Source organism: Loktanella sp. D2R18 (assembly GCF_003318235.1).
Classification (GTDB): domain Bacteria; phylum Pseudomonadota; class Alphaproteobacteria; order Rhodobacterales; family Rhodobacteraceae; genus Yoonia.
This window is the reverse complement of sequence record NZ_QOCG01000030.1, coordinates 19,665-39,172: the sequence shown is the minus strand read 5'-3', so window position 1 is coordinate 39,172 and position 19,508 is coordinate 19,665. Positions and strand designations below refer to the sequence as shown.

Here is a 19,508-nt window from a genome sequence, read left to right as displayed (position 1 = left end):
CGTGAGTCTGGGCTTTGCGCGCCTACCGCGCTGGGCAAGGTTTTGCATTTTGGCGTTGGGTGGGGCAATCGCCGGGCTTGGCCAAGCCCCACAAGATTTATGGTTTCTGACCATCTTGGCACTGGCCGCACTGTTTTTGGTGCTGGATCAAAGGCCGCGCAGCGCCGCGTTTCAAGTTTGGGCGTTTGGGGTTGGCTATTTTGCTGTATCCCTGCGATGGATAGTTGAGCCGTTTTTTGTCGATGCCGCCAACCACGGCTGGATGGCCCCATTTGCGATCACATTTATGGCCGCAGGGGCAGCACTCTTTTGGGGCGGTTTTGCTTATATAGGTGCACGCATTGCGCCGCGCGCGGTAGGCGGCATCGCGCTTGCGCTTGTCTGGGCGGAGCTGGCACGCGCGCATGTGTTTACCGGATTTCCTTGGGCGTTGTTGGGCCACATTTGGGTGCCGACACCACTTGCGCAATTGGCTGCTTTTGGTGGTCCGCACCTATTAACCCTGTTCACGATTGGCGCGGCATGGGCCGTTTACGCGCTGTTTGGGCAAGCGTGGATCGCTGGTGGGGGGGTGATATTGGGTTTGATTGGATTGGGCGCTTGGGCTGTGCCTTCGCCGCTCGAACCTGCCGATGCAAATGCGCCCATAGTGCGGCTGATACAGCCCAATGCGCCGCAGGACCAGAAATGGGACCCTGCGTATCGTGACGTGTTTTTAAATCGCATGATTACGATGACCGGGCAGGGCGCGCGCCCCGATCTGATTGTCTGGCCGGAAACGGCGGTGCCGTACCTGCTGAATTATGTGCATGGGGATCTCGTGCTGATGGCTGAGGCCGCGCGCGGTGCGCCTTTGGTGTTTGGTATTCAGCGGCGGAACGAAAACCTGCATTATCACAACAGCCTTGTTGTGATGGGACAGGGCGGGACCCTGCACAGCACATATGACAAACGCCATCTTGTGCCGTTTGGGGAATATATCCCCGGCGGTGATTTGCTTGGACAATTTGGCATTCGTGGGCTGGCGACAAGCGACGGGGCGGGGTTTGCCGCGGGCACCGCGCCGCCGCGTATCAACCTGCCGGGGATCGGCGACGCGATTCCGCTGATCTGCTACGAAGGCATTTTTGCCGAAGAAATCGGCGATGGTGGCGACCGTCCGCGTCTATTGCTCTTGATCACAAATGACGCGTGGTTCGGGGTGGCCGCTGGCCCCTACCAGCACCTTGCGCAGGCGCGGTTGCGCGCCATTGAACAAGGTCTGCCGATGGTGCGGGTCGCCAATACAGGGGTGAGCGCGATGATTGATCCTTTTGGGCGGATCATCGCGTCACTGCCGTTGAACAGCGACGGTGCGCTTGATATCGCGCTGCCAACAACAGGGGCAGCAACCCTTTACAGCCGTTTCAGCGACTGGCTGTTGTTTGGCATACTCATGTTGTTAACGTTGGGGTGTTATCTGGCGCAAAAGCGCGATAGCGATTGACGCCATAATCGTGCGGGCATAGACCCGTCGCTAGTACTGCCACAACGGCTTCCTGACGTGGCGGATATATTCAATGGAGCACTTCTCATGGCACGAAAAAACTACACCTTCACTTCGGAATCCGTTTCCGAGGGGCACCCGGATAAGGTGTGCGACCGTATTTCAGATGCAATTCTCGACGCATTTTTGGCGGAAGAACCCGAAGCGCGGGTTGCTTGCGAAACATTTGCGACGACAAACCGTGTCGTGATTGGCGGCGAAGTTGGGCTGACAGATCAGTCAAAGCTGAAAGATTATATGGGCCGTGTCGAAGATATCGCACGCGCCTGCATCAAAGACATCGGCTATGAGCAGGACAAATTCCACCACGCCACCTGTAAGATCACTAACCTGTTGCATGAACAATCCGCGCATATCGCCCAGGGTGTTGATGCCGCCGTCGACAAAGACGAAGGTGCTGGTGATCAAGGCATCATGTTTGGCTACGCGACAACCGAAACCGATGCATTGATGCCTGCGCCGATCCAATACGCCCATGCGATGCTGCGCCGTTTGGCCGAGGTACGTAAATCAGGCGAACAGCCAACGTTGCGCCCGGACGCCAAAAGCCAAGTTTCCGTGCGCTACGAAGACGGGAAACCGGTCGAGGTCACATCAATCGTGCTGTCCACACAGCACCGCGACGAAGATCAATCGAGCGATGATATCCGTGCAATCGTAGAACCTTACATCCGCGAGGTGCTGCCCGCTGGCTTTATCACGCCGAAAACCGAGTGGTGGGTGAACCCAACAGGTAAATTTGTCATCGGTGGCCCTGATGGGGACGCCGGGCTGACCGGGCGCAAAATCATCGTGGATACCTACGGCGGTGCGGCCCCACATGGCGGCGGTGCATTTTCTGGTAAAGACCCGACCAAAGTCGATCGCTCTGCCGCTTATGCCGCGCGCTATTTGGCGAAAAATGTGGTCGCTTCTGGCATGGCGGATCGCTGCACAATACAACTGTCGTATGCGATTGGTGTCGCCAAGCCGCTGTCGATCTATGCGGATACCCATGGCACAGGCGAAGTGTCACCTGCAGAAATTGAACGCGCCATCGCGCAGGTCATGGACCTGACACCGCGCGGAATCCGGCAGCACCTAAGCCTGAATAAACCGATCTTTGAACGCACGGCAGCTTACGGTCACTTTGGCCGGGCCCCGGACGCGGACGGTGGGTTTAGCTGGGAACGCACCGATTTGGTCGAGGCGCTGAAACGCGCGGTTTAAACCATCGCGGTGCTGGATAAAAAAGGCGCCATTACGAAAAGGAAGTGTTGCTGATCATGTGCTTGCGAGGGCGCGATCAGCGACACTTTAGTGTCTGGTGCCTACCTAAAGTGCATGATGCCGGGGTCCCTAGCTATCGGTTTGCAAACCCTATCGTTTGATCAACAGCAAGGTCAGTACCACTGCAATAACAAGAAACAGTGCACCAATAATCCATGCGACAGGTGTGGCGTATATTTCGGCGACGGCACCGGCCAATATTAGCCCCAGTACGGCCCCTAATTGTTGTATCAACGATCTCAGCGACAGCATTGTTGACCGCTGACGGTCCTCGACACAGCGGTGTAGAATGCTGCTGGCAGGTGTCTCGCTCACACCAAGGATCACAGAATACACGATGAAAATCGTCACAAAGCCTACGATACCGCCTTGCAATGCCAATGCTATCTGAACACCTGCCAAACAAGCAAACGTGGCTGCCAGCGTGAGGGCGTGCTGCCGTTTGAATAGCCTGCTGATGTGCGGGGAAAGAGATGCGCCGAAAGCGATGGCGAAGAAATAAGTCGCAGTTACGACACCAATGATAGTGTTTGCGTAACTCGCATCCAGCATGGGCTTTGCATGGGTTGGCCAGATCACTTCGACCGGGTTTGTCGCCATCAGAAAAAACGCTAGCGATGGCATCAGGATTGAAAGCGTGGGATGTCTTACCGCGAGAACGCCTGCGTCTTTGATCACCGTCGGAACGTTTACGAGCCCCTGCCTGAGTGCGACGACGTTCATCGGAGGAGGATTTTCGATGATGGCAAATTTTGTAAAAGCAAACACGCATAGCATCACGGCAAAGCTTGCCGCGTAGGACACATCATAGATGCTAAAACCAAGGTTTTTCGCGACCGAGCCCCAAATATCGGGCAAAAGCCCCCCTAGAACGGCACCAATGGCCAACCCCACGGCATTGGCCCATTGCGCTTTGGCCAATGCTGGTTGCACATCCACGTTTGGCGCGGCGGTTTTGAAGGTTTCGACAAACCACGCATCAAGCGTGCCCGACCGCAGCGCCCGTCCAAAACCAATGAATGCAAATGAAAGCGCCAGAACGTTGAATTCGGTCGTCGAAAGAAAAAGTGCTAGCGATATCAGGCTCGCTACGACCGCTGTCAGAAAGACCGGCTTGCGGCCAATGCTATCGGCGAGACCACCAAACGGGAGTTCCATCGTCATTGTTGTAAGCGAATAGATCCCGAAAAGCAGCGAGATTTGAAAAAGGCCCATGCCTCTGTCGGTTAAGGCTAGAGCAACAACGGCGACCGTGAGGCCCATCGCGAACCGGTCGAGAAACTGGTGAATTTGAAACACGCGAATGTGCCGTCGCGCTTGCTTATTCAGTGCTGCAAAAGAGAATTCTGTTTCGGTTTTCATCTTCTCAGCATCAACGTAACTGCTGCCGTGCACAATACCCTCGACGGGCAAGACCATAAATGCTGCCATTCGAATGGTGCGGTGAATGGCCACAAGTGTAGGCACCTTCGCATCCACGAGTTGGGTCACCTATGTGGGACACGTCTCTTATCAATGGATGCGAACCAAATCTACATACCTCTGGCAATCGCTGCAATTTCGAGATGCTAGGCTCTTTCAACAGGTCGCGTCAGTTGCGCATGGATAAGGTCACGTTTCTGCTCCGATCAATGTGTTTTTTTCAGCCTAAGGGGTTGAGGGTTCCGCGCGAATGCAGTTCAAATCAAGCAAGTCTTGGGAGAGTGTTATGAAATTGTTTCGCGTTTTTGTTGTTGTGTGTCTAGGGGCTTCTGGCCCCGTTATGGCCCAAAAACTACCGGTGAGTGATGATGCGCGGATTGGTAAGTTCTTTGTCGATGGCACGACGCTTGTTTACAATACAAACAACGTGCCGCCAGACCAGTATGCGGAAATGGACAGCACTGACGTCGATGCGTTCTCTGACATCTTGGCTGAGAACCCAAACACAAAGCTGCTGCGGCTGACCAGTACGGGCGGCTCTGTTTGGGCGGGCGAACAAATGGCGCGGATCGCGATGGATTATCGTTTGGATACGCGCGTCTCGGGTGAATGTAGCAGTGCTTGTGTGACGCTGTTTTTGGCTGGCGAACGCCGCGAAATGGACCGCGGAAGTGCGATCGGATTTCATCAAAACGCGTGGAACGCGGATGGGCTGCGCGAATATTACAAATATTGGCATCGCGAAGAAAACTGGGACAATCCATTTGATTTTGGGCAATGGCTGTACCGGGATGTACAGACCGAGATGCATAACCAGCTTTCCTATTTGGTCGCACGCGGTGTTGATCCTGTGTTTGCGATCGAAACAAAGCGCGAGCGGTCAAACATGTGGTATCCGACACGCCGCCAACTTGAAGAGTCAGGTGTCTTGCGCGACTGAACCAATTGCGCAGCGCGCGGCGGCTTGCTATGGCAGCGTCATGGAAAACGATAGACACCCTTCGGGCGCTCCGTGGCGCAATTTCTATGGCCGTTTCCGGGGCAAGACGATCCGGAACAGCCAGCAAGATTACCTTGATAACGATCTGATCCCCCTGTCCCCGGGGCCAATCAGTTGGGAAGAAAACCCCGAACGGACGCCGCTTGATCTAAACACGGTCTTTCCCGGCAAAGATGTCTGGCTAGAGATCGGCTTTGGCGGTGGTGAACATCTGGTCCACATGGCCGAAACCTATCCCGACATTGGGCTGATTGGCTGCGAGCCGTTTATCAACGGTGTTGCAATGCTATTGGGTAAAATCCGCAAGGCGGACGTCGACAATCTGCGCGTCCATCCGGGCGATGTGCGGGATCTGTTTGATGTTTTGCCGGACAATAGCCTGAGCAAGGTGTTCCTAAACTATCCAGATCCGTGGCCAAAAAAACGGCACCATCGCCGTCGCTTTGTGACGCCAGAACATTTGGCCCCGTTGCACCGCGTGATGAAGCCGGGTGCAGAATTGCGCGTTGCGACGGATATCAAAGATTATGTGCGCCAAACGCTTGAAGAGGTGCCACCGCAAGGGTTCGAATGGCTGGCCGAAGGGCCCGCAGATTGGCGCGATCCCTGGGGTGATTGGATTTCGACCCGCTACGAGCAAAAAGCCCTGCGCGAAGGGCGTACCCCCCATTACCTGACTTTCCTGCGGATCTGACATAGACCCTCTTGCCGCCCTGCGGTAAACCGCCCCTTGAAGAATAAAGGAATACGCTATGTCCGGCCACGGTACCCCCATTCCCATGACATCCCGCCCTTGCGGCCCGCTAAAGGGTGAGGCCAATGTGCCCGGCGACAAATCCATCTCGCACCGCTCGTTGATTTTAGGGGCGTTGTCCGTTGGGGAAACACGGGTGACGGGCTTGCTCGAAGGCGAGGACGTGCTGGACACGGCCAAGGCGATGCGCGCCTTTGGGGCGACAGTGACAGATCACGGCGGCGGTGAATGGTCGGTGCAAGGTGTGGGTGTCGGCGGCTTTGCCGAGCCTGAGAATGTGATTGATTGCGGCAATTCAGGTACCGGCGTGCGCCTGATCATGGGCGCAATGGCGACATCACCGATCACAGTGACATTCACGGGCGACGCATCGCTTAATGGCCGCCCGATGGGCCGTGTGACCGACCCGCTAGCGCTGTTTGGGACACAAACCGTTGGCCGTGAAGGGGGGCGCCTGCCAATGACCCTTGTCGGGGCCGCCGATCCGGTGCCAGTGCGTTACACTGTGCCTGTCCCCTCTGCGCAGGTGAAATCTGCGGTTCTGCTCGCTGGGTTGAACGCGCCGGGCCAAACGGTTGTGATCGAAAAAGAAGCGACGCGCGACCACACGGAACGCATGTTGCAAGGGTTTGGTGCGACATTGACGGTTGAAGACACCGAAGAAGGTCGGGTGATTACCTTGGATGGGCAACCTGAATTACAGGGGCAAACTATTGTTGTGCCGCGCGATCCGTCGTCGGCGGCTTTCCCAGTCTGCGCGGCGATCATCACGCCCGGCTCTGACGTGCTGGTCCCCAATATTGGGTTGAACCCGACACGCGCCGGCCTATTCACAACGCTGATCGAGATGGGCGCGGATCTGACCTATGAAAATATGCGCGAAGAAGGCGGTGAACCGGTTGCCGATTTGCGCGCGAAATATTCTCCTGATCTCAAAGGGATTGCGGTGCCGCCTGCGCGTGCGGCCAGCATGATTGACGAATATCCCGTGCTTTCGGTGGTTGCGTCCTTTGCGCAAGGCGTCACTGATATGCAGGGTGTCAAGGAATTGCGCGTCAAAGAAAGCGACCGGATCGACGCGATGGCCAAAGGGCTGCGCGCCGCGGGCGTTTCCGTGGACGAAGGCCCCGACTGGTGGAAAGTCACCGGGTTAGGGCACGGCAATGTACCCGGCGGCGTGACTGTGGACAGCGTGTTGGACCACCGGATTGCGATGGCATTTATGGTGATGGGGATGGCGACGCAAAAACCGATGTCCGTCGATGATGGATCACCGATTGCGACATCATTCCCTATTTTTGAACCGCTGATGGCGGGGCTTGGGGCGCAGGTCGTGCGCGCAAACGCATGATATTTACGGTCGCGATTGACGGGCCTGCTGCCGCTGGAAAAGGCACGATCAGCAAGGCCGTTGCCGCGCATTTCGGCTTTGCACACCTTGATACTGGGCTTTTGTACCGCGCTGTCGGTGCTAAGGTGCTTGCCGGGGCTGATCCGGTTGCAGCGGCGCAACTGCTTGATCCGCGTGACCTTGAAGATGATAGTTTGCGAACGCCTGCGGTGGCCCAAGCTGCCAGCGAAATCGCGGTGATCGCAGATGTCCGCAGCGCGCTTGTCGCGTTTCAGCGCAAATTTGCAGCGCGGGATGGTGGGGCGGTTTTGGATGGGCGTGATGTCGGCACAGTGATTTGTCCAGATGCGCCTGTGAAACTCTTTGTGACGGCCTCAGCGGAATGCCGGGCCGAGCGACGCTTCAACGAGCTAGTGGGTAAGGGTATGGAAATCACCCTTGACCAGGTTCTGGCAGATGTCAAAATCCGCGACGCACGTGATCGCAGCCGTGAAGAAGCACCGCTGGTCGCAGCAGATGATTCAGTGGAAATTGACACGTCAGATATGACGATTGCGCAGGCTACCGCCGCGGCAATTGAAGCCGTTCGGTCTGGGTTGGGCGTGCGGTGATTTGCATCGTGCGGATGGTACGGGGTTCGTAAATAGGTTTCGTGGAACTGCGCATGTGTTGCACATTCATAAAGTATGAACACACCCTTCGATTGTGATTTATGCTGGGTGAGTCGTGGAGTTCTTGCATTGCACAATAAGTGATCAGTCGGGATTTTTTCCGCGTAAAAAGCAGCCAAACTTGCAGTTTTCTGCGGTTCACCGAATTTGACATAAATCAAACATAATCATAATTATAAGCATTTTTAGGGTTTCTCTCCAACGCTTGAGACGCCCACGTAAAGCCGAACGAACCGAATGTCATTTGGCGCACCGACGGCGCAGTCATTCCCTAAGAATAAAGACAGAAAGATGATTATGATACCTAAGCACCTGAAACTCGTGTTTCTACTTGGAGCTGCATACCCGGCAACTATCGTGCCCAGCATCGCGCTCGGCCAGAGCGCGCCGATCATCGAAGAAAATGCGGAGCAACGAATTAATTTTTCTGGGAAATTGCGGATGTTGTCACAGCGTGTTCCATCGGCGGCATGCCACTTTTCGCGCGGTATTGATGTAGAGGGTTCGGCGGCTTTGCTGGTGGCTGCAACGACGGAGTTTGAAAAAATTCTGACCGGGCTCGAATTTGGGGACGCTGATCTGAGCATTCAACTGCCTGAAACGAATGGACAGACGCTTGCGCTCATTGCGGAGCTGCGCACATTGTGGGAGCCGCTGAGGGCTGCCGCCGAAGCAGTTGCAAACGACACTGCGACCGAGGCCGAGCGCAATTATGTGCTGAATGAAAACTTGCCCGTTTTGCGCGCGGCCCAGTTGTTGGTTGAACGGCTTGTACAGCAATATTCCAACCCAAATGCGACAACATTTGCAGCTTTGGTTTTGGTCGACATTTCAGGGCGGCAGCGCATGTTGACGCAGAAAATGTCCAAAGAATCCTGCATTCTAGAGGGTGATTTCGATACGACAGTGACTGTCGAAGATCTTCAAACGACGATGCGTATTTTTGAAAACTCGTTGGATGCATTGCAAAACGGCATGCCAGTTGTGGGCGTGCAGCCACCACCAAACGACATGATCGCAACAGGTCTTGATGGTGTGCTGACTGACTGGAGCGGCGCAAAGCCCTATGTGACAGAGGTGCTTGCGGGCAATTCTCTTGATGCCGATGGCAACACGGTGAAATTCCAACAGTTGAACGTCACGATGGCCAATATGAACACGGTCGTCGGCATGTACGTCGACGCCGCCGCAACATTGGTTCCGCTTGATAATATGTAAATGCGGGCAGGCACCGAACGGTGTCCCAGCCTGCCCGCGCAACACGCGGGCGGGTTAATGCGCGTTTATGCTTTGAAAACATAAGAAATATACGGTCGGCAAAACGTCGGATTTGCGTATGCACAGTGTATGGCAAGTTGTGTGGTTTTGAGGTGGGAGAGGTTGGTTAATGGGGCATGCGCTAAGAACTGTTAGGATTTGAGATTGCCGGCTGTGTGGACATCTTTAGATTTCGTTGTGGCAGCGCCAATGGCGGCTTTGATGCCGCATTCTGCAAATGTGCCTCATGGATATGATCAGTAAATTTATATATGTGAGAAATCATTAAAAGACTTCACTCAATTGTAAGTATGCGCTTTTGTATTCAATAGCATATGGAGATTTCGTTGCCCCGTAGATCATCTTTTCTGAAAACTTCACTCATCATTTTAATGTGTTTGGCTGGAAAGGCTTCGTTTGCTGATACCAGCGAAGATGCCAGGTTTTTCATATCGCATTTAATGGGTGATGGGCTTTGGATTCGTATCCAGACTGACCACCGGTTAAATACTGAACGTTTTTATCGTGAAGCACTTGATACAGACAATGCGCGCGTTGTGGACGAACGTCGTTTCTACGCCCTGATTCCTAAACGAACAGCGCAAGACATATTTGACGAACATCGAACCTTCGTGGAAAATATTACCGTTGAACAATTTGGCGCTGACGGTCTGTCCGAGATAGTCGACTTTTTTCAGACACCAACTGGTGAACGCATGCTGTCGATCGCAAAAGACGAAGGTATATTTGAACCGAAGTATTCGGGTCGCTACGGATACCGAGAGGTTCTTGATGATTGGGGAAGCTATTTGGAGCTCGATGATTTCACACGGTATAGTGCGTTTACCAGTAGGCCACCCGGCGAAGCGTTCATAGTAACTAGGCAGGAAATACAAGACATCACAATGTCTACGATTTCGACTGCACCGGGGTTCTTTGAACCAAGTCTCGAACCACTTTTGGAGATGATTGAAGCCGACGGAGTTGTTGAGTTCCCAGCCGATTTTGTGCGGCAAAATATGATAAGAGATATAGAGAGGTTTTTGGCGCAATAAGCTACTTGCACGGCAGGTAATTTTCACCGGGATGGGCTATAACCCACTGTCGGTAGCGGCAGACATCAACATTGCTAAAAGTGTCTATAACTGCGGACTCTGAACCAGAGAGATGAAAAGGCAGCACGCTAACTGCCCTGACAGGGCGGGCGTTTGGATTTGCTTGCTGCGCAGGGCGCGTAAAAGAGACAAAATCCCTTGCAAACATACCAGAACCGACCTATACGCCGCCCTGTCGAAGTGCCGAGAACAGGTGCGGGCGTGAGACTTGAGCGGGGTCGGTGTTTACCGGCCCTGTTGTTTTATGTTCGCGAAGGTGCTCAGACCAACTGAAATCCAAAGACCGGCGGAGACAACCGCACGGCCCGTATAAAACCAAAACGTTAGGAAAACGACGCCACATGGCTAATACAATGGAAGAGTTTGAAGCACTCTTGAACGAAAGCTTCGAAATGGACACACCGGCCGAAGGGTCTGTTGTCAAAGGCAAAGTCATCTCTATCGAGGCTGGCCAAGCGATCATCGACGTCGGCTACAAAATGGAAGGCCGCGTTGATCTGAAAGAATTTGCAAACCCAGGTGAAGACGCTGAACTGGCTGTTGGTGACACTGTCGAAGTGTTCCTGCGCCAAGTTGAGAACGCCCGTGGCGAAGCTGTTATCTCTCGTGAGATGGCGCGCCGTGAGGAAGCTTGGGATCGTCTGGAAAAAGCATACGCTGACGAACTTCGCGTTGATGGGGCTATCTTTGGCCGCGTCAAAGGTGGTTTCACTGTTGATCTTGGCGGCGCGGTTGCGTTTTTGCCGGGTTCTCAGGTTGACGTCCGCCCAGTGCGTGACGCGGGCCCATTGATGGGTCTGAAACAGCCATTCCAAATCCTGAAGATGGACCGCCGTCGCGGAAACATCGTTGTATCACGCCGTGCGATCCTTGAAGAATCACGTGCCGAACAGCGCGCCGAAGTTATTGGCAACCTGACAGAAGGCCAAGAAGTTGACGGCGTCGTCAAGAACATCACCGAATACGGTGCGTTCGTTGACCTTGGCGGTGTTGACGGTTTGCTGCACGTGACTGACATGGCATGGCGCCGCGTCAACCACCCATCCGAGATCCTCACAATTGGTGAGACGATCAAGGTGCAGGTCATCAAGATCAACAAAGAAACCCACCGCATCAGCCTCGGCATGAAGCAGCTGCAAGAAGATCCATGGGATGCTGTTGAAGCGAAATTCAGCCTTGGTTCTGTGCATCAGGGCCGCGTGACCAACATCACTGATTACGGCGCATTTGTTGAGCTGGAAGCCGGTGTTGAGGGTCTTGTGCACGTTTCTGAAATGTCTTGGACAAAGAAAAACGTACACCCAGGCAAAATCGTGTCTACTTCACAAGAAGTCGAAGTCATGGTTCTGGAAATCGATTCAGCCAAGCGTCGCGTTTCACTTGGTCTCAAGCAGACACAGCGCAACCCATGGGAAGTCTTTGCTGAGACACACCCAGAAGGCACTGAAGTCGAAGGCGAAGTCAAAAACATCACCGAATTCGGTCTGTTTATTGGCCTCGAAGGCGACATCGACGGCATGGTTCACTTGTCTGACCTGACATGGGAAGGCCGTGGCGAAGACGTCATCGGCGATTTCCGCAAAGGTGACATTGTCAAAGCCAAGGTTGCTGAAGTTGACGTTGAGAAAGAGCGTATTTCTCTGTCCATCAAAGCGTTGGACGGTGATCCGTTCGCAGAAGCCGTTGGCGGCGTGAAGCGCGGTTCGATCATCACTGTTGAAGTGACGAAGATCGAAGATGGCGGCATTGAGGTCGACTATGAAGGTGCGAAATCCTTTATCCGTCGTTCAGATCTGTCACGTGACCGTGCAGAGCAGCGTCCAGAGCGTTTCGGCGTTGGCGACAAGGTTGACGTCCGCGTTACCAACATCGACAGCAAAACACGCAAACTGGGTCTGTCGATCAAAGCACGTGAAATCGCTGAAGAAAAAGAAGCTGTTGAGCAGTTCGGTTCATCCGACTCTGGCGCATCTTTGGGCGATATCCTTGGTGCGGCTCTTAAAGGCGGTGACGAATAAGCCACGGCTTAAGCGTTACGAATTTAACCCGTCGCAGGAAACTGCGGCGGGTTTTTTTGTTTTGCACTGGACGTGCCTGCAAGCGTCGGTAGTGTTCTGAAAACTGAAAATACGGGCCTTTTTTAAATGCTAAAATCAAAAAATATACTCACCGCCTTCTCACTCGTTACATTTGTTTCGGCATGTGCCGAGCCGCAACCGTTAGCGCCTGCGCCACAATATACAACTGTGGATAACACCGCGTTTGGTTCGGTGGGTATCGTTATAAAAATGCCAACAGAAGCAGCGCGCCATCGTTATATTTCAGCGCGGGTTTTGCGCGGTGGCAATAACAGCACGCACCGTGGATACCCTGTAAACGTCGATCTAGATGTTGAAATGACGGATAGTTATACGCGTCACAACACGTTCCTTTCTCCCATTGATCAAGCCACGGCAGAAGAATTTGCATCGACATATGGTGCAGATCAATCATCTGACCTAGCGTACCGTATGGCCGTCCAGATCGCATCACAGTCTGAATGCCAAGGCAAGCAGATCACTGCCAATACATATGGTCGCCGATATGGTGGTGAACAGCTTTCTGAGATTGTGGCAGCCAACAATGGTCGTATATTGGGCGGAAGCGTGCCCGCTGGTACTGTTTCCACATCAATTCCGACCACGGAATTGACACGATGGGGGTGGAAGGTTGCTCTTTGGTGTCAGTAATGTCCATGATCGTCACGATGGATATGGACATTACATTATGTAGGTTTAGGCTCCGGCGTAGCCCATAGGTTTGAGCGCCGCGCGGATTTCATCCAAGATCGCCGGATCGTCGATGGTCGCGGGCATTTTGAAGTCCGCATTATCGGCGATTTTGACCATTGTTGCGCGCAGGATTTTGCCAGACCGCGTTTTGGGAAGCCGATCAACGACAGCAACCAGCTTAAACGCGGCGACGGGGCCGATGGTGTTGCGGACAGAGGCGACGACCTCTTTGATCACTTCGTCATGTGGGCGGTCGCAGCCATTGTTGAGGCAGATAAACCCAAGCGGCAATTGCCCTTTCAGCTGATCTGTCACACCAATCACAGCGCATTCACCAACGTCCGGATGGTTGGCTAATACTTCTTCCATCGCACCCGTTGACAGGCGGTGGCCCGCGACGTTGATCACGTCATCGGTGCGCGCCATGATGTAAAGATAACCATCCTCATCAATCATGCCCGCATCGCCGGTCTCATAATAGCCGGGGAAGGTTTCAAGGTAGCTCGACTGAAAGCGGTCCTCGGCGTTCCATAGGGTCGGGAATGTGCCGGGCGGCAGGGGCAGGGGCGTTACAATCGCGCCCAACTCACCGGGTGGGAGCTCATTGCCTTCATCATCGAGGATTTTCATCTCGTAGCCGGGCAGCGGTACCGACGGGGAACCCAGTTTGACAGGCAGCAATTCGATGCCGACAGGGTTGCAGACACCGGGATAGCCCAGTTCTGTCTGCCACCAATGGTCGATGATCGGTTTCTTCAACTGGTCCTGCGCCCAGATGATCGTGTCAGGGTCGGCGCGTTCACCGGCGAGGAACACCTGATCAAGACAGCTGAGGTCGTATTTCTTGACGTATTCGCCTGTTGGGTCTTCGCGTTTCACCGCGCGGAATGCAGTCGGTGCGGTAAAGAAGGATTTTACATTATGTTCTTCGATGACGCGCCAGAATGTGCCTGCATCGGGGGTGCCGATCGGCTTGCCTTCGAAAACGATCGTTGTGTTGCCGTGGATCAGCGGGCCATAGCAGATATAGCTGTGCCCCACGACCCAACCAACATCTGATGCTGCCCAGAACACATCGCCGGGGTCGACGTTATAGATATTTTTCATGGTCCAGTTCAGCGCAACCAGATGCCCGGCGGTGTGCCGTACGACCCCTTTGGGCGCGCCAGTCGTGCCGGACGTATAAAGGATATAGGCCGGGTGGTTGCCTTCGACAGGGACACATTCGGCGGGTGCCACGCCGTATTGGAACCCATGCCAGTTATAGTCACGACCGGGGATCAGTTCGGCAACCTCTTGTTCGCGCTGGAAAATTACGCAAAAATCAGGCTTATGTTCGGCCAGCTCAATTGCGCCATCAACAAGTGGCTTGTAGTGCACAACGCGCCCCGGCTCCAGCCCGCAGGACGCCGCGATGATGGCTTTGGGTTTCGCGTCATCAATGCGCACGGCAAGCTCGTTCGCAGCAAAACCACCAAATACCACAGAATGGATCGCGCCAAGTCGCGCACAAGCGAGCATCGCCTCCAGCGCTTCGGGGATCATCGGCATGTAAATGATGACCCGGTCACCCTTTTCAACGCCCTTGGCACGCAGCGCACCTGCAAGGCTGGCCACCCGGTTGCGCAGTTCAATATATGAAATTTCTCGTTTGGTATGGGTGATCGGACTGTCGTAGATGATCGCTGTTTGCTCGCCCCTGCCATTTTCGACGTGCCGGTCTACCGCGTTATAGCAGGTGTTTACCTTTGCATCTGCAAACCATTCGTATAGCGGCGCATTGTCGTCGTTCAGCGCGCGTGTTGGCGGTGTGTCCCAATCGATGGCTTTGGCTTGCTCCATCCAGAATGCCTCTGGATCGGCTTTCCATGCCGCATAAACATCCGCGTAACCCATTGTGTTCCTCCCAAAACAACCTGAGAGAAAGTGTTACGCCTTGGGCTGGCTGCGGGCAAGCGCGCGTTGCGCCTGCTACGCCTGATCCGTAAAATAATTTACCTTGCGGGGTGGGGTTGGTAAGTGTCTGTTATATCAACCATAATGCGCTACAGGTGTTCCGGCGAGCGCCGACATATTCAGCAAACCGCGTGGCGTGATCGAGGGTGTGACAATATGACAGCGGTTGCCCATGCCCATCAATATCGGCCCAACTTCAAGCCCGCCGCCTTTCATTTTTAGAATGTTACGCACGCCAGATGCCGCGTCGGTGTTCGCGAAAACCAAAACGTTTGCGGCCCCCGGAAGGTGGGCATCGGGGAACACGCGGTTGCGCAGTTCGACGTCAAGTGCGGCGTCGATGTGCATTTCGCCTTCATATGCGAAATCGCGGGGCTGACTGTCTAGGATTTCCATCGCTGCGCGCATCCGGCGGCCTGTGTCACAATCGAGATTGCCAAATTGACTATGTGAGCAGAGCGCAATTTTAGGTTCCACCCCAAAGCGGCGCACATGGCGGGCGGCCCCAATAACGGTTTCAGCGATTTGTTCCGGGGTCGGTTCTGCGTGGACTTGCGTGTCGGCCACAAACAAGGGCCCGTCTTCCAAGATCATCAGTGAGAGCGCGCCAACAGGGTGCAGAGTCTGATCGCCCAAAATTTGGGTGACATAGTTCAAGTGCCATAAGAACTGGCCGAAGGTCCCGCAGATCAGGCTGTCGGCCTCGCCGCGTTGGACCATGACCGCGCCAATGGCCGTGGTATTGGTGCGCATGATCGCCTTGGCCAGGTCCGGGGTCACGCCTTTGCGCGCCATCAACTTGTGGTAGGTTTCCCAATAGTCGCGGTAGCGCGGATCATTTTCTGGGTTTACGATTTTGAAATCAACGCCGGGCCGAATTTTGAGGCCTGCGCGTTCGCAACGTTGCGCGATCACATCCGGACGCCCAATCAAGATCGGCGTATCCGTGGTTTCTTCCATGATGGCTTGGGATGCCCGCAGCACGCGTTCATCCTCGCCCTCGGCAAAGACAATGCTACGGGTGGTCGAACGGGCTGCCTCGAACACGGGGCGCATGATCATCGCGGATTTAAAGACAGAGCCATCAAGATTGGCCTTGTAGGCATCCATGTCAGCAATCGGGCGGGTGGCAACCCCAGTTTCCATCGCGGCCTTGGCGACAGAACTTGCGACGACACCCATCAGACGCGGATCAAAGGGTTTCGGGATCAGGTAGTCGGCCCCAAAGGTGAGCTTTTCACCGTGGTACGCGGCAGCGGCTTCGGCGCTGGTCGTTTCACGCGCAAGCGCGGCGATACCTTCGATGCAGGCGATTTTCATCTCGTCGTTGATATCGGTCGCGCCCACATCCAACGCGCCCCGAAAGATAAACGGAAAACACAGCACGTTATTGACTTGGTTCGGGAAATCACTGCGACCTGTAGCGATGATCGCGTCGGGTTTGACGGCGCGTGCGTCATCGGGGCTAATTTCTGGCGTAGGGTTTGCCAGTGCAAAGATGATCGGTGCGTCGGTCATTTTTGCGACCATTTCGGGCTTGAGAACGCCGGGGCCGGACAACCCAAGAAACATATCCGCGCCTGCGATCACATCGTCCAATGTGGCAGGGCTGGTGCCTTGGGCGTAATCTACTTTTTGAGGTGTCATGTCTTTTTCGCGGCCCTTGTAAACAAGGCCTTCGATATCACAAAGCCAGACGTTTTCGCGCTTTACTCCCAATTTTAACAGCATGTTCAGGCAAGCAATGCCTGCCGCCCCGCCGCCGGTGCTGACGATTTTAATGTCTTCAAATTTTTTGCCTGCGACGCGTAGCGCGTTTGTTGCGGCAGCCCCCACAACAATAGCTGTGCCGTGCTGGTCGTCGTGGAAGACCGGGATATTCATCCGTTCGCGGCAAATTTTTTCGACGATAAAGCAATCAGGTGCTTTGATGTCTTCGAGGTTCACCGCGCCGAACGTTGGTTCAAGCGCGCAGACGATATCCGCGAGCTTTTCAGGGTCCGGTTCGTTCAATTCGATATCAAAACAGTCAATATTGGCGAATTTTTTGAAGAGAACCGCTTTGCCTTCCATCACAGGTTTTGATGCCAACCCGCCGATATTGCCAAGGCCCAGCACCGCCGTGCCGTTGGTCACGACCCCTACAAGGTTCCCGCGTGTGGTGTAATCACGGGCCGTGTCTGGGTTGGCTTTGATTTCAAGGCAGGCTTCGGCGACACCGGGGGAATAGGCGCGCGACAGGTCACGCCCGTTGGCCAGCGGTTTGGTTGCGCGAATTTCAAGTTTGCCGGGTTTTGGGAACTGGTGATAGTCAAGCGCCGCCTGCCGCGTGCTGTCGTTTGCGTTATCTGTCATCACATTCTCCAAATATAGTTTAATGTTAAACTATCGCCGTACCCTACGGAATCTAACTGGTTTCGGTTAAACATAGATTGGGGGCATTTGGCAAATCATTGTATTGCAAATCGCCACTACGCCCGCCACGATCACCGTATGAACAATACTTTTCAAACGCGGGCAGAGGCCTGTTTGACCACGACCGACTTACGCGCAGACCTTGGTTTTTTTGGCAAGGTACTTGGGATGCGGTTGGATATGATTTTTCCGGCGGATAACCCCGTGACTGCCGTATTCTCGGGGCATGGGTTGTGCGTGCGGTTGATGCAAATGGATGGCCCGGCAGGTTTCCTGCGCATTTTGACTGACGATCCGGGCTTTGCGGATGGCGTGACAACTTTGACAGCGCCGGGCGGAACCTGCGTATCGGTGCACCCGTTGAAACCGCCGGTTGAGAAGCCTGAAACAAGCCATGCCTTTGTTGTGCGCCGTCTTGCGGATCAAGCACCTTGGGTGATTGGGCGTGCAGGCATGCATTACCGTGATCTGATTCCTAGCCGTCTAGGCGGGTCAATCATTGCTAGCCATATCCGTATTCCTGATGGTGGCCCGGTGCCTGATATGGTGCATTTTCACCGTGTCGGGTTTCAGTTGATTTTCTGTTACCGTGGGTGGGTTGATGTCGTCTACGAGGACCAAGGCCCGCCGATCCGTTTAACCGCTGGCGATTGCTTTATTCAGCCACCGGAAATCCGCCACCGCGTCCTTGAGGCATCCGAAGGCATTGAAGTGATCGAAATTGGCGTTCCGGCTGAACATATCACCGAAATTGACCACGACATGACGTTGCCAAACCCGCATCTGCGCCCAGACCGGGAATGGCAGGGACAAAAATTTGTATTTAATCAGGCCGAAGGCGCTGAATGGTCGCCTGCGCAATTACAAGGGTTTATTGCGCGCGACACCACCATTGCGACAAACACCAAGGACGTCGCAGGCGTTCAGGTTATCCGGCGAGGTGATGGCGATACCGCATGGGCGAAACATGATGCCGATATTCATTTCACCTTTGTTATGCGCGGCGAAATGACATTGCACGGTGAAACCCGTGATCCGCAACGTCTGTCACCCGGCGATGCTTTTGTGATCCCGCCGGGAATGGCCACACGCTATGCTGATCCGTCTGACGATCTTGAACTGCTAGAGGTGAGCCTGCCAGGGCGGTTTACGTCGGTGCAAACCGGCTGACGATGGCGGTTCATGCTTGCATCTGAGGGGCGCAAAGATCAATCTGGGTCGATTAACACCGGAGAAACATATGACCCTGATAGACGCCGCCCGCGCCGTGCGTGAAAATGCCCATGCGCCCTATTCAAATTTTAAGGTTGGGGCTGCGATCCGTGCGACATCGGGGGCCGTCTATGTGGGCTGTAATGTCGAAAACGTGGCCTATCCCGAAGGCACCTGTGCCGAAGCGGGGGCCATCGCTGCGATGATTGCTGCGGGTGATAAACGCATTGCCGAAATCACTGTGATCGCCGACAGCCCGCAACCGGTTAGCTGCTGTGGCGGGTGCCGCCAAAAGATTGCGGAGTTTGCGGATGGTGATGTTGTCGTTACCATGACCACGGTCGACGGAATGACGGCGCAAACCACTGTGACCGATCTGTTGCCGGGTAGCTTTGACGCCAAATATATGGCGCGTGCGCATTAAAATTGTTTCAAGCGAAGGTATTCACGGATGGGTAGTCATACAGAGGAAGTCGACACTGCGGTAGCTGAGCAAGTTCCCGTTGTTGAAATTATGGAAGCACCTCCGGTAACAATGGGTGAGCCTATTGTTACGGTGGCACCTGCATACGATAATTCCTTGTTCGCCAGTTTTTACAATGGGATGGATGAAGGTATGTACGCTTTTGGCCAGGTATTTCCATTCTTAGTAGTGTACTTGCTTGCTTGGTTTGGGACAATTATTTGGCTACCGTTCGCAATTCGGTTAGTTTTAAGAGTTGGCCGGAGAGCGTTAAGAGATGCAAAGACGTTATCTCGCTTTCAACAG

15 protein-coding genes and 1 riboswitch are annotated in these 19,508 nt (G+C 54.4%); of the genes, 12 read left to right on the top strand and 3 right to left on the bottom strand.

Features of this window, described 5'->3' with window-relative positions:
* Position 1: 1 nt before the first annotated feature.
* Together lnt and metK are read left to right on the top strand one after the other, a co-directional pair.
* Positions 2 to 1,486 (top strand): apolipoprotein N-acyltransferase, encoded by a 1,485-nt coding sequence (lnt, locus tag DS901_RS13600; RefSeq protein WP_258546736.1) that lies wholly within the window; start codon positions 2 to 4, stop codon positions 1,484 to 1,486.
* A gap of 33 nt (positions 1,487 to 1,519) precedes the next feature.
* A riboswitch (SAM-SAH riboswitch) is annotated at positions 1,520 to 1,567 on the top strand.
* Between the two features lie 6 nt (positions 1,568 to 1,573).
* Positions 1,574 to 2,755, top strand: coding sequence for a methionine adenosyltransferase (gene metK / locus DS901_RS13595; protein WP_113777481.1), 1,182 nt, complete (start codon positions 1,574 to 1,576; stop codon positions 2,753 to 2,755).
* A 150-nt stretch (positions 2,756 to 2,905) separates the two neighbouring features.
* Here metK and DS901_RS13590 read toward each other — a convergent pair whose 3' ends face one another.
* Complete coding sequence (locus tag DS901_RS13590; RefSeq protein ID WP_113778029.1) at positions 2,906 to 4,177, bottom strand: MFS transporter; 1,272 nt, start codon at positions 4,175 to 4,177, stop codon at positions 2,906 to 2,908.
* A gap of 346 nt (positions 4,178 to 4,523) precedes the next feature.
* Between DS901_RS13590 and DS901_RS13585 the strand changes: the two genes are divergently transcribed.
* The 8 genes from DS901_RS13585 to DS901_RS13550 all read left to right on the top strand — a co-directional run bounded on the left by DS901_RS13585 (position 4,524) and on the right by DS901_RS13550 (position 13,114).
* Entirely contained in the window at positions 4,524 to 5,177 is a 654-nt protein-coding gene (locus tag DS901_RS13585; protein ID WP_113777480.1) for a hypothetical protein, read from the top strand.
* Between the two features lie 40 nt (positions 5,178 to 5,217).
* Positions 5,218 to 5,931 carry a tRNA (guanosine(46)-N7)-methyltransferase TrmB gene (trmB, locus tag DS901_RS13580; protein WP_113777479.1) on the top strand — a complete coding sequence of 238 codons (714 nt, stop codon included), beginning with the start codon at positions 5,218 to 5,220 and terminating at the stop codon, positions 5,929 to 5,931.
* 58 nt (positions 5,932 to 5,989) lie between these two features.
* Positions 5,990 to 7,342 carry a 3-phosphoshikimate 1-carboxyvinyltransferase gene (aroA, locus tag DS901_RS13575; protein ID WP_113777478.1) on the top strand — a complete coding sequence of 451 codons (1,353 nt, stop codon included), beginning with the start codon at positions 5,990 to 5,992 and terminating at the stop codon, positions 7,340 to 7,342.
* Positions 7,339 to 7,953: a (d)CMP kinase gene (locus tag DS901_RS13570; protein WP_113777477.1), complete on the top strand. Its 615-nt coding sequence runs from the start codon at positions 7,339 to 7,341 to the stop codon at positions 7,951 to 7,953. Before aroA ends, DS901_RS13570 begins: the two co-directional genes overlap by 4 nt.
* Before the next feature lie 351 nt (positions 7,954 to 8,304).
* Positions 8,305 to 9,231, top strand: a complete 927-nt coding sequence (locus DS901_RS13565; protein ID WP_181820874.1) for a type IV pili methyl-accepting chemotaxis transducer N-terminal domain-containing protein — start codon at positions 8,305 to 8,307, stop codon at positions 9,229 to 9,231.
* A 386-nt stretch (positions 9,232 to 9,617) separates the two neighbouring features.
* The gene (locus DS901_RS13560) at positions 9,618 to 10,325 is read left to right on the top strand and encodes a hypothetical protein (protein WP_147249934.1); all 708 of its coding nucleotides are present in this window, start codon (positions 9,618 to 9,620) and stop codon (positions 10,323 to 10,325) included.
* Positions 10,326 to 10,726: 401 nt separating this feature from the next.
* Positions 10,727 to 12,403 (top strand): 30S ribosomal protein S1, encoded by a 1,677-nt coding sequence (gene rpsA / locus DS901_RS13555; RefSeq protein ID WP_113777474.1) that lies wholly within the window; start codon positions 10,727 to 10,729, stop codon positions 12,401 to 12,403.
* A gap of 270 nt (positions 12,404 to 12,673) precedes the next feature.
* Positions 12,674 to 13,114, top strand: a complete 441-nt coding sequence (locus DS901_RS13550; protein WP_147249933.1) for a hypothetical protein — start codon at positions 12,674 to 12,676, stop codon at positions 13,112 to 13,114.
* Positions 13,115 to 13,159: 45 nt separating this feature from the next.
* On the opposite strand, the gene prpE is transcribed toward DS901_RS13550, so the two are convergent.
* Both prpE and DS901_RS13540 read right to left on the bottom strand, forming a co-directional pair.
* Positions 13,160 to 15,052, bottom strand: a complete 1,893-nt coding sequence (prpE, locus tag DS901_RS13545; protein ID WP_113777472.1) for a propionate-CoA ligase PrpE — start codon at positions 15,050 to 15,052, stop codon at positions 13,160 to 13,162.
* A 135-nt stretch (positions 15,053 to 15,187) separates the two neighbouring features.
* Positions 15,188 to 17,467, bottom strand: coding sequence for an NADP-dependent malic enzyme (locus DS901_RS13540; RefSeq protein ID WP_113777471.1), 2,280 nt, complete (start codon positions 17,465 to 17,467; stop codon positions 15,188 to 15,190).
* Between the two features lie 138 nt (positions 17,468 to 17,605).
* On the opposite strand from DS901_RS13540, the gene DS901_RS13535 reads away from it, so the two are divergent.
* Both DS901_RS13535 and DS901_RS13530 read left to right on the top strand, forming a co-directional pair.
* Positions 17,606 to 18,697, top strand: coding sequence for a cupin domain-containing protein (locus DS901_RS13535; RefSeq protein ID WP_113777470.1), 1,092 nt, complete (start codon positions 17,606 to 17,608; stop codon positions 18,695 to 18,697).
* 70 nt (positions 18,698 to 18,767) lie between these two features.
* Complete coding sequence (locus DS901_RS13530) at positions 18,768 to 19,163, top strand: cytidine deaminase (protein ID WP_113777469.1); 396 nt, start codon at positions 18,768 to 18,770, stop codon at positions 19,161 to 19,163.
* Positions 19,164 to 19,508: the final 345 nt, after the last annotated feature.

Excerpts from the sequence above, each read along its gene's own strand:
- metK (WP_113777481.1), top strand. The coding sequence starts at position 1,574 with ATGGCACGAAAAAACTACACCTTCACTTCGGAATCCGTTTCCGAGGGG.
- DS901_RS13590 (WP_113778029.1), bottom strand. The coding sequence starts at position 4,177 with ATGAAAACCGAAACAGAATTCTCTTTTGCAGCACTGAATAAGCAAGCG.
- DS901_RS13585 (WP_113777480.1), top strand. The coding sequence starts at position 4,524 with ATGAAATTGTTTCGCGTTTTTGTTGTTGTGTGTCTAGGGGCTTCTGGC.
- trmB (WP_113777479.1), top strand. The coding sequence starts at position 5,218 with ATGGAAAACGATAGACACCCTTCGGGCGCTCCGTGGCGCAATTTCTAT.
- aroA (WP_113777478.1), top strand. The coding sequence starts at position 5,990 with ATGTCCGGCCACGGTACCCCCATTCCCATGACATCCCGCCCTTGCGGC.
- DS901_RS13570 (WP_113777477.1), top strand. The coding sequence starts at position 7,339 with ATGATATTTACGGTCGCGATTGACGGGCCTGCTGCCGCTGGAAAAGGC.
- DS901_RS13565 (WP_181820874.1), top strand. The coding sequence starts at position 8,305 with ATGATTATGATACCTAAGCACCTGAAACTCGTGTTTCTACTTGGAGCT.
- rpsA (WP_113777474.1), top strand. The coding sequence starts at position 10,727 with ATGGCTAATACAATGGAAGAGTTTGAAGCACTCTTGAACGAAAGCTTC.
- DS901_RS13550 (WP_147249933.1), top strand. The coding sequence starts at position 12,674 with ATGCCAACAGAAGCAGCGCGCCATCGTTATATTTCAGCGCGGGTTTTG.
- prpE (WP_113777472.1), bottom strand. The coding sequence starts at position 15,052 with ATGGGTTACGCGGATGTTTATGCGGCATGGAAAGCCGATCCAGAGGCA.
- DS901_RS13540 (WP_113777471.1), bottom strand. The coding sequence starts at position 17,467 with ATGACAGATAACGCAAACGACAGCACGCGGCAGGCGGCGCTTGACTAT.
- DS901_RS13535 (WP_113777470.1), top strand. The coding sequence starts at position 17,606 with ATGAACAATACTTTTCAAACGCGGGCAGAGGCCTGTTTGACCACGACC.
- DS901_RS13530 (WP_113777469.1), top strand. The coding sequence starts at position 18,768 with ATGACCCTGATAGACGCCGCCCGCGCCGTGCGTGAAAATGCCCATGCG.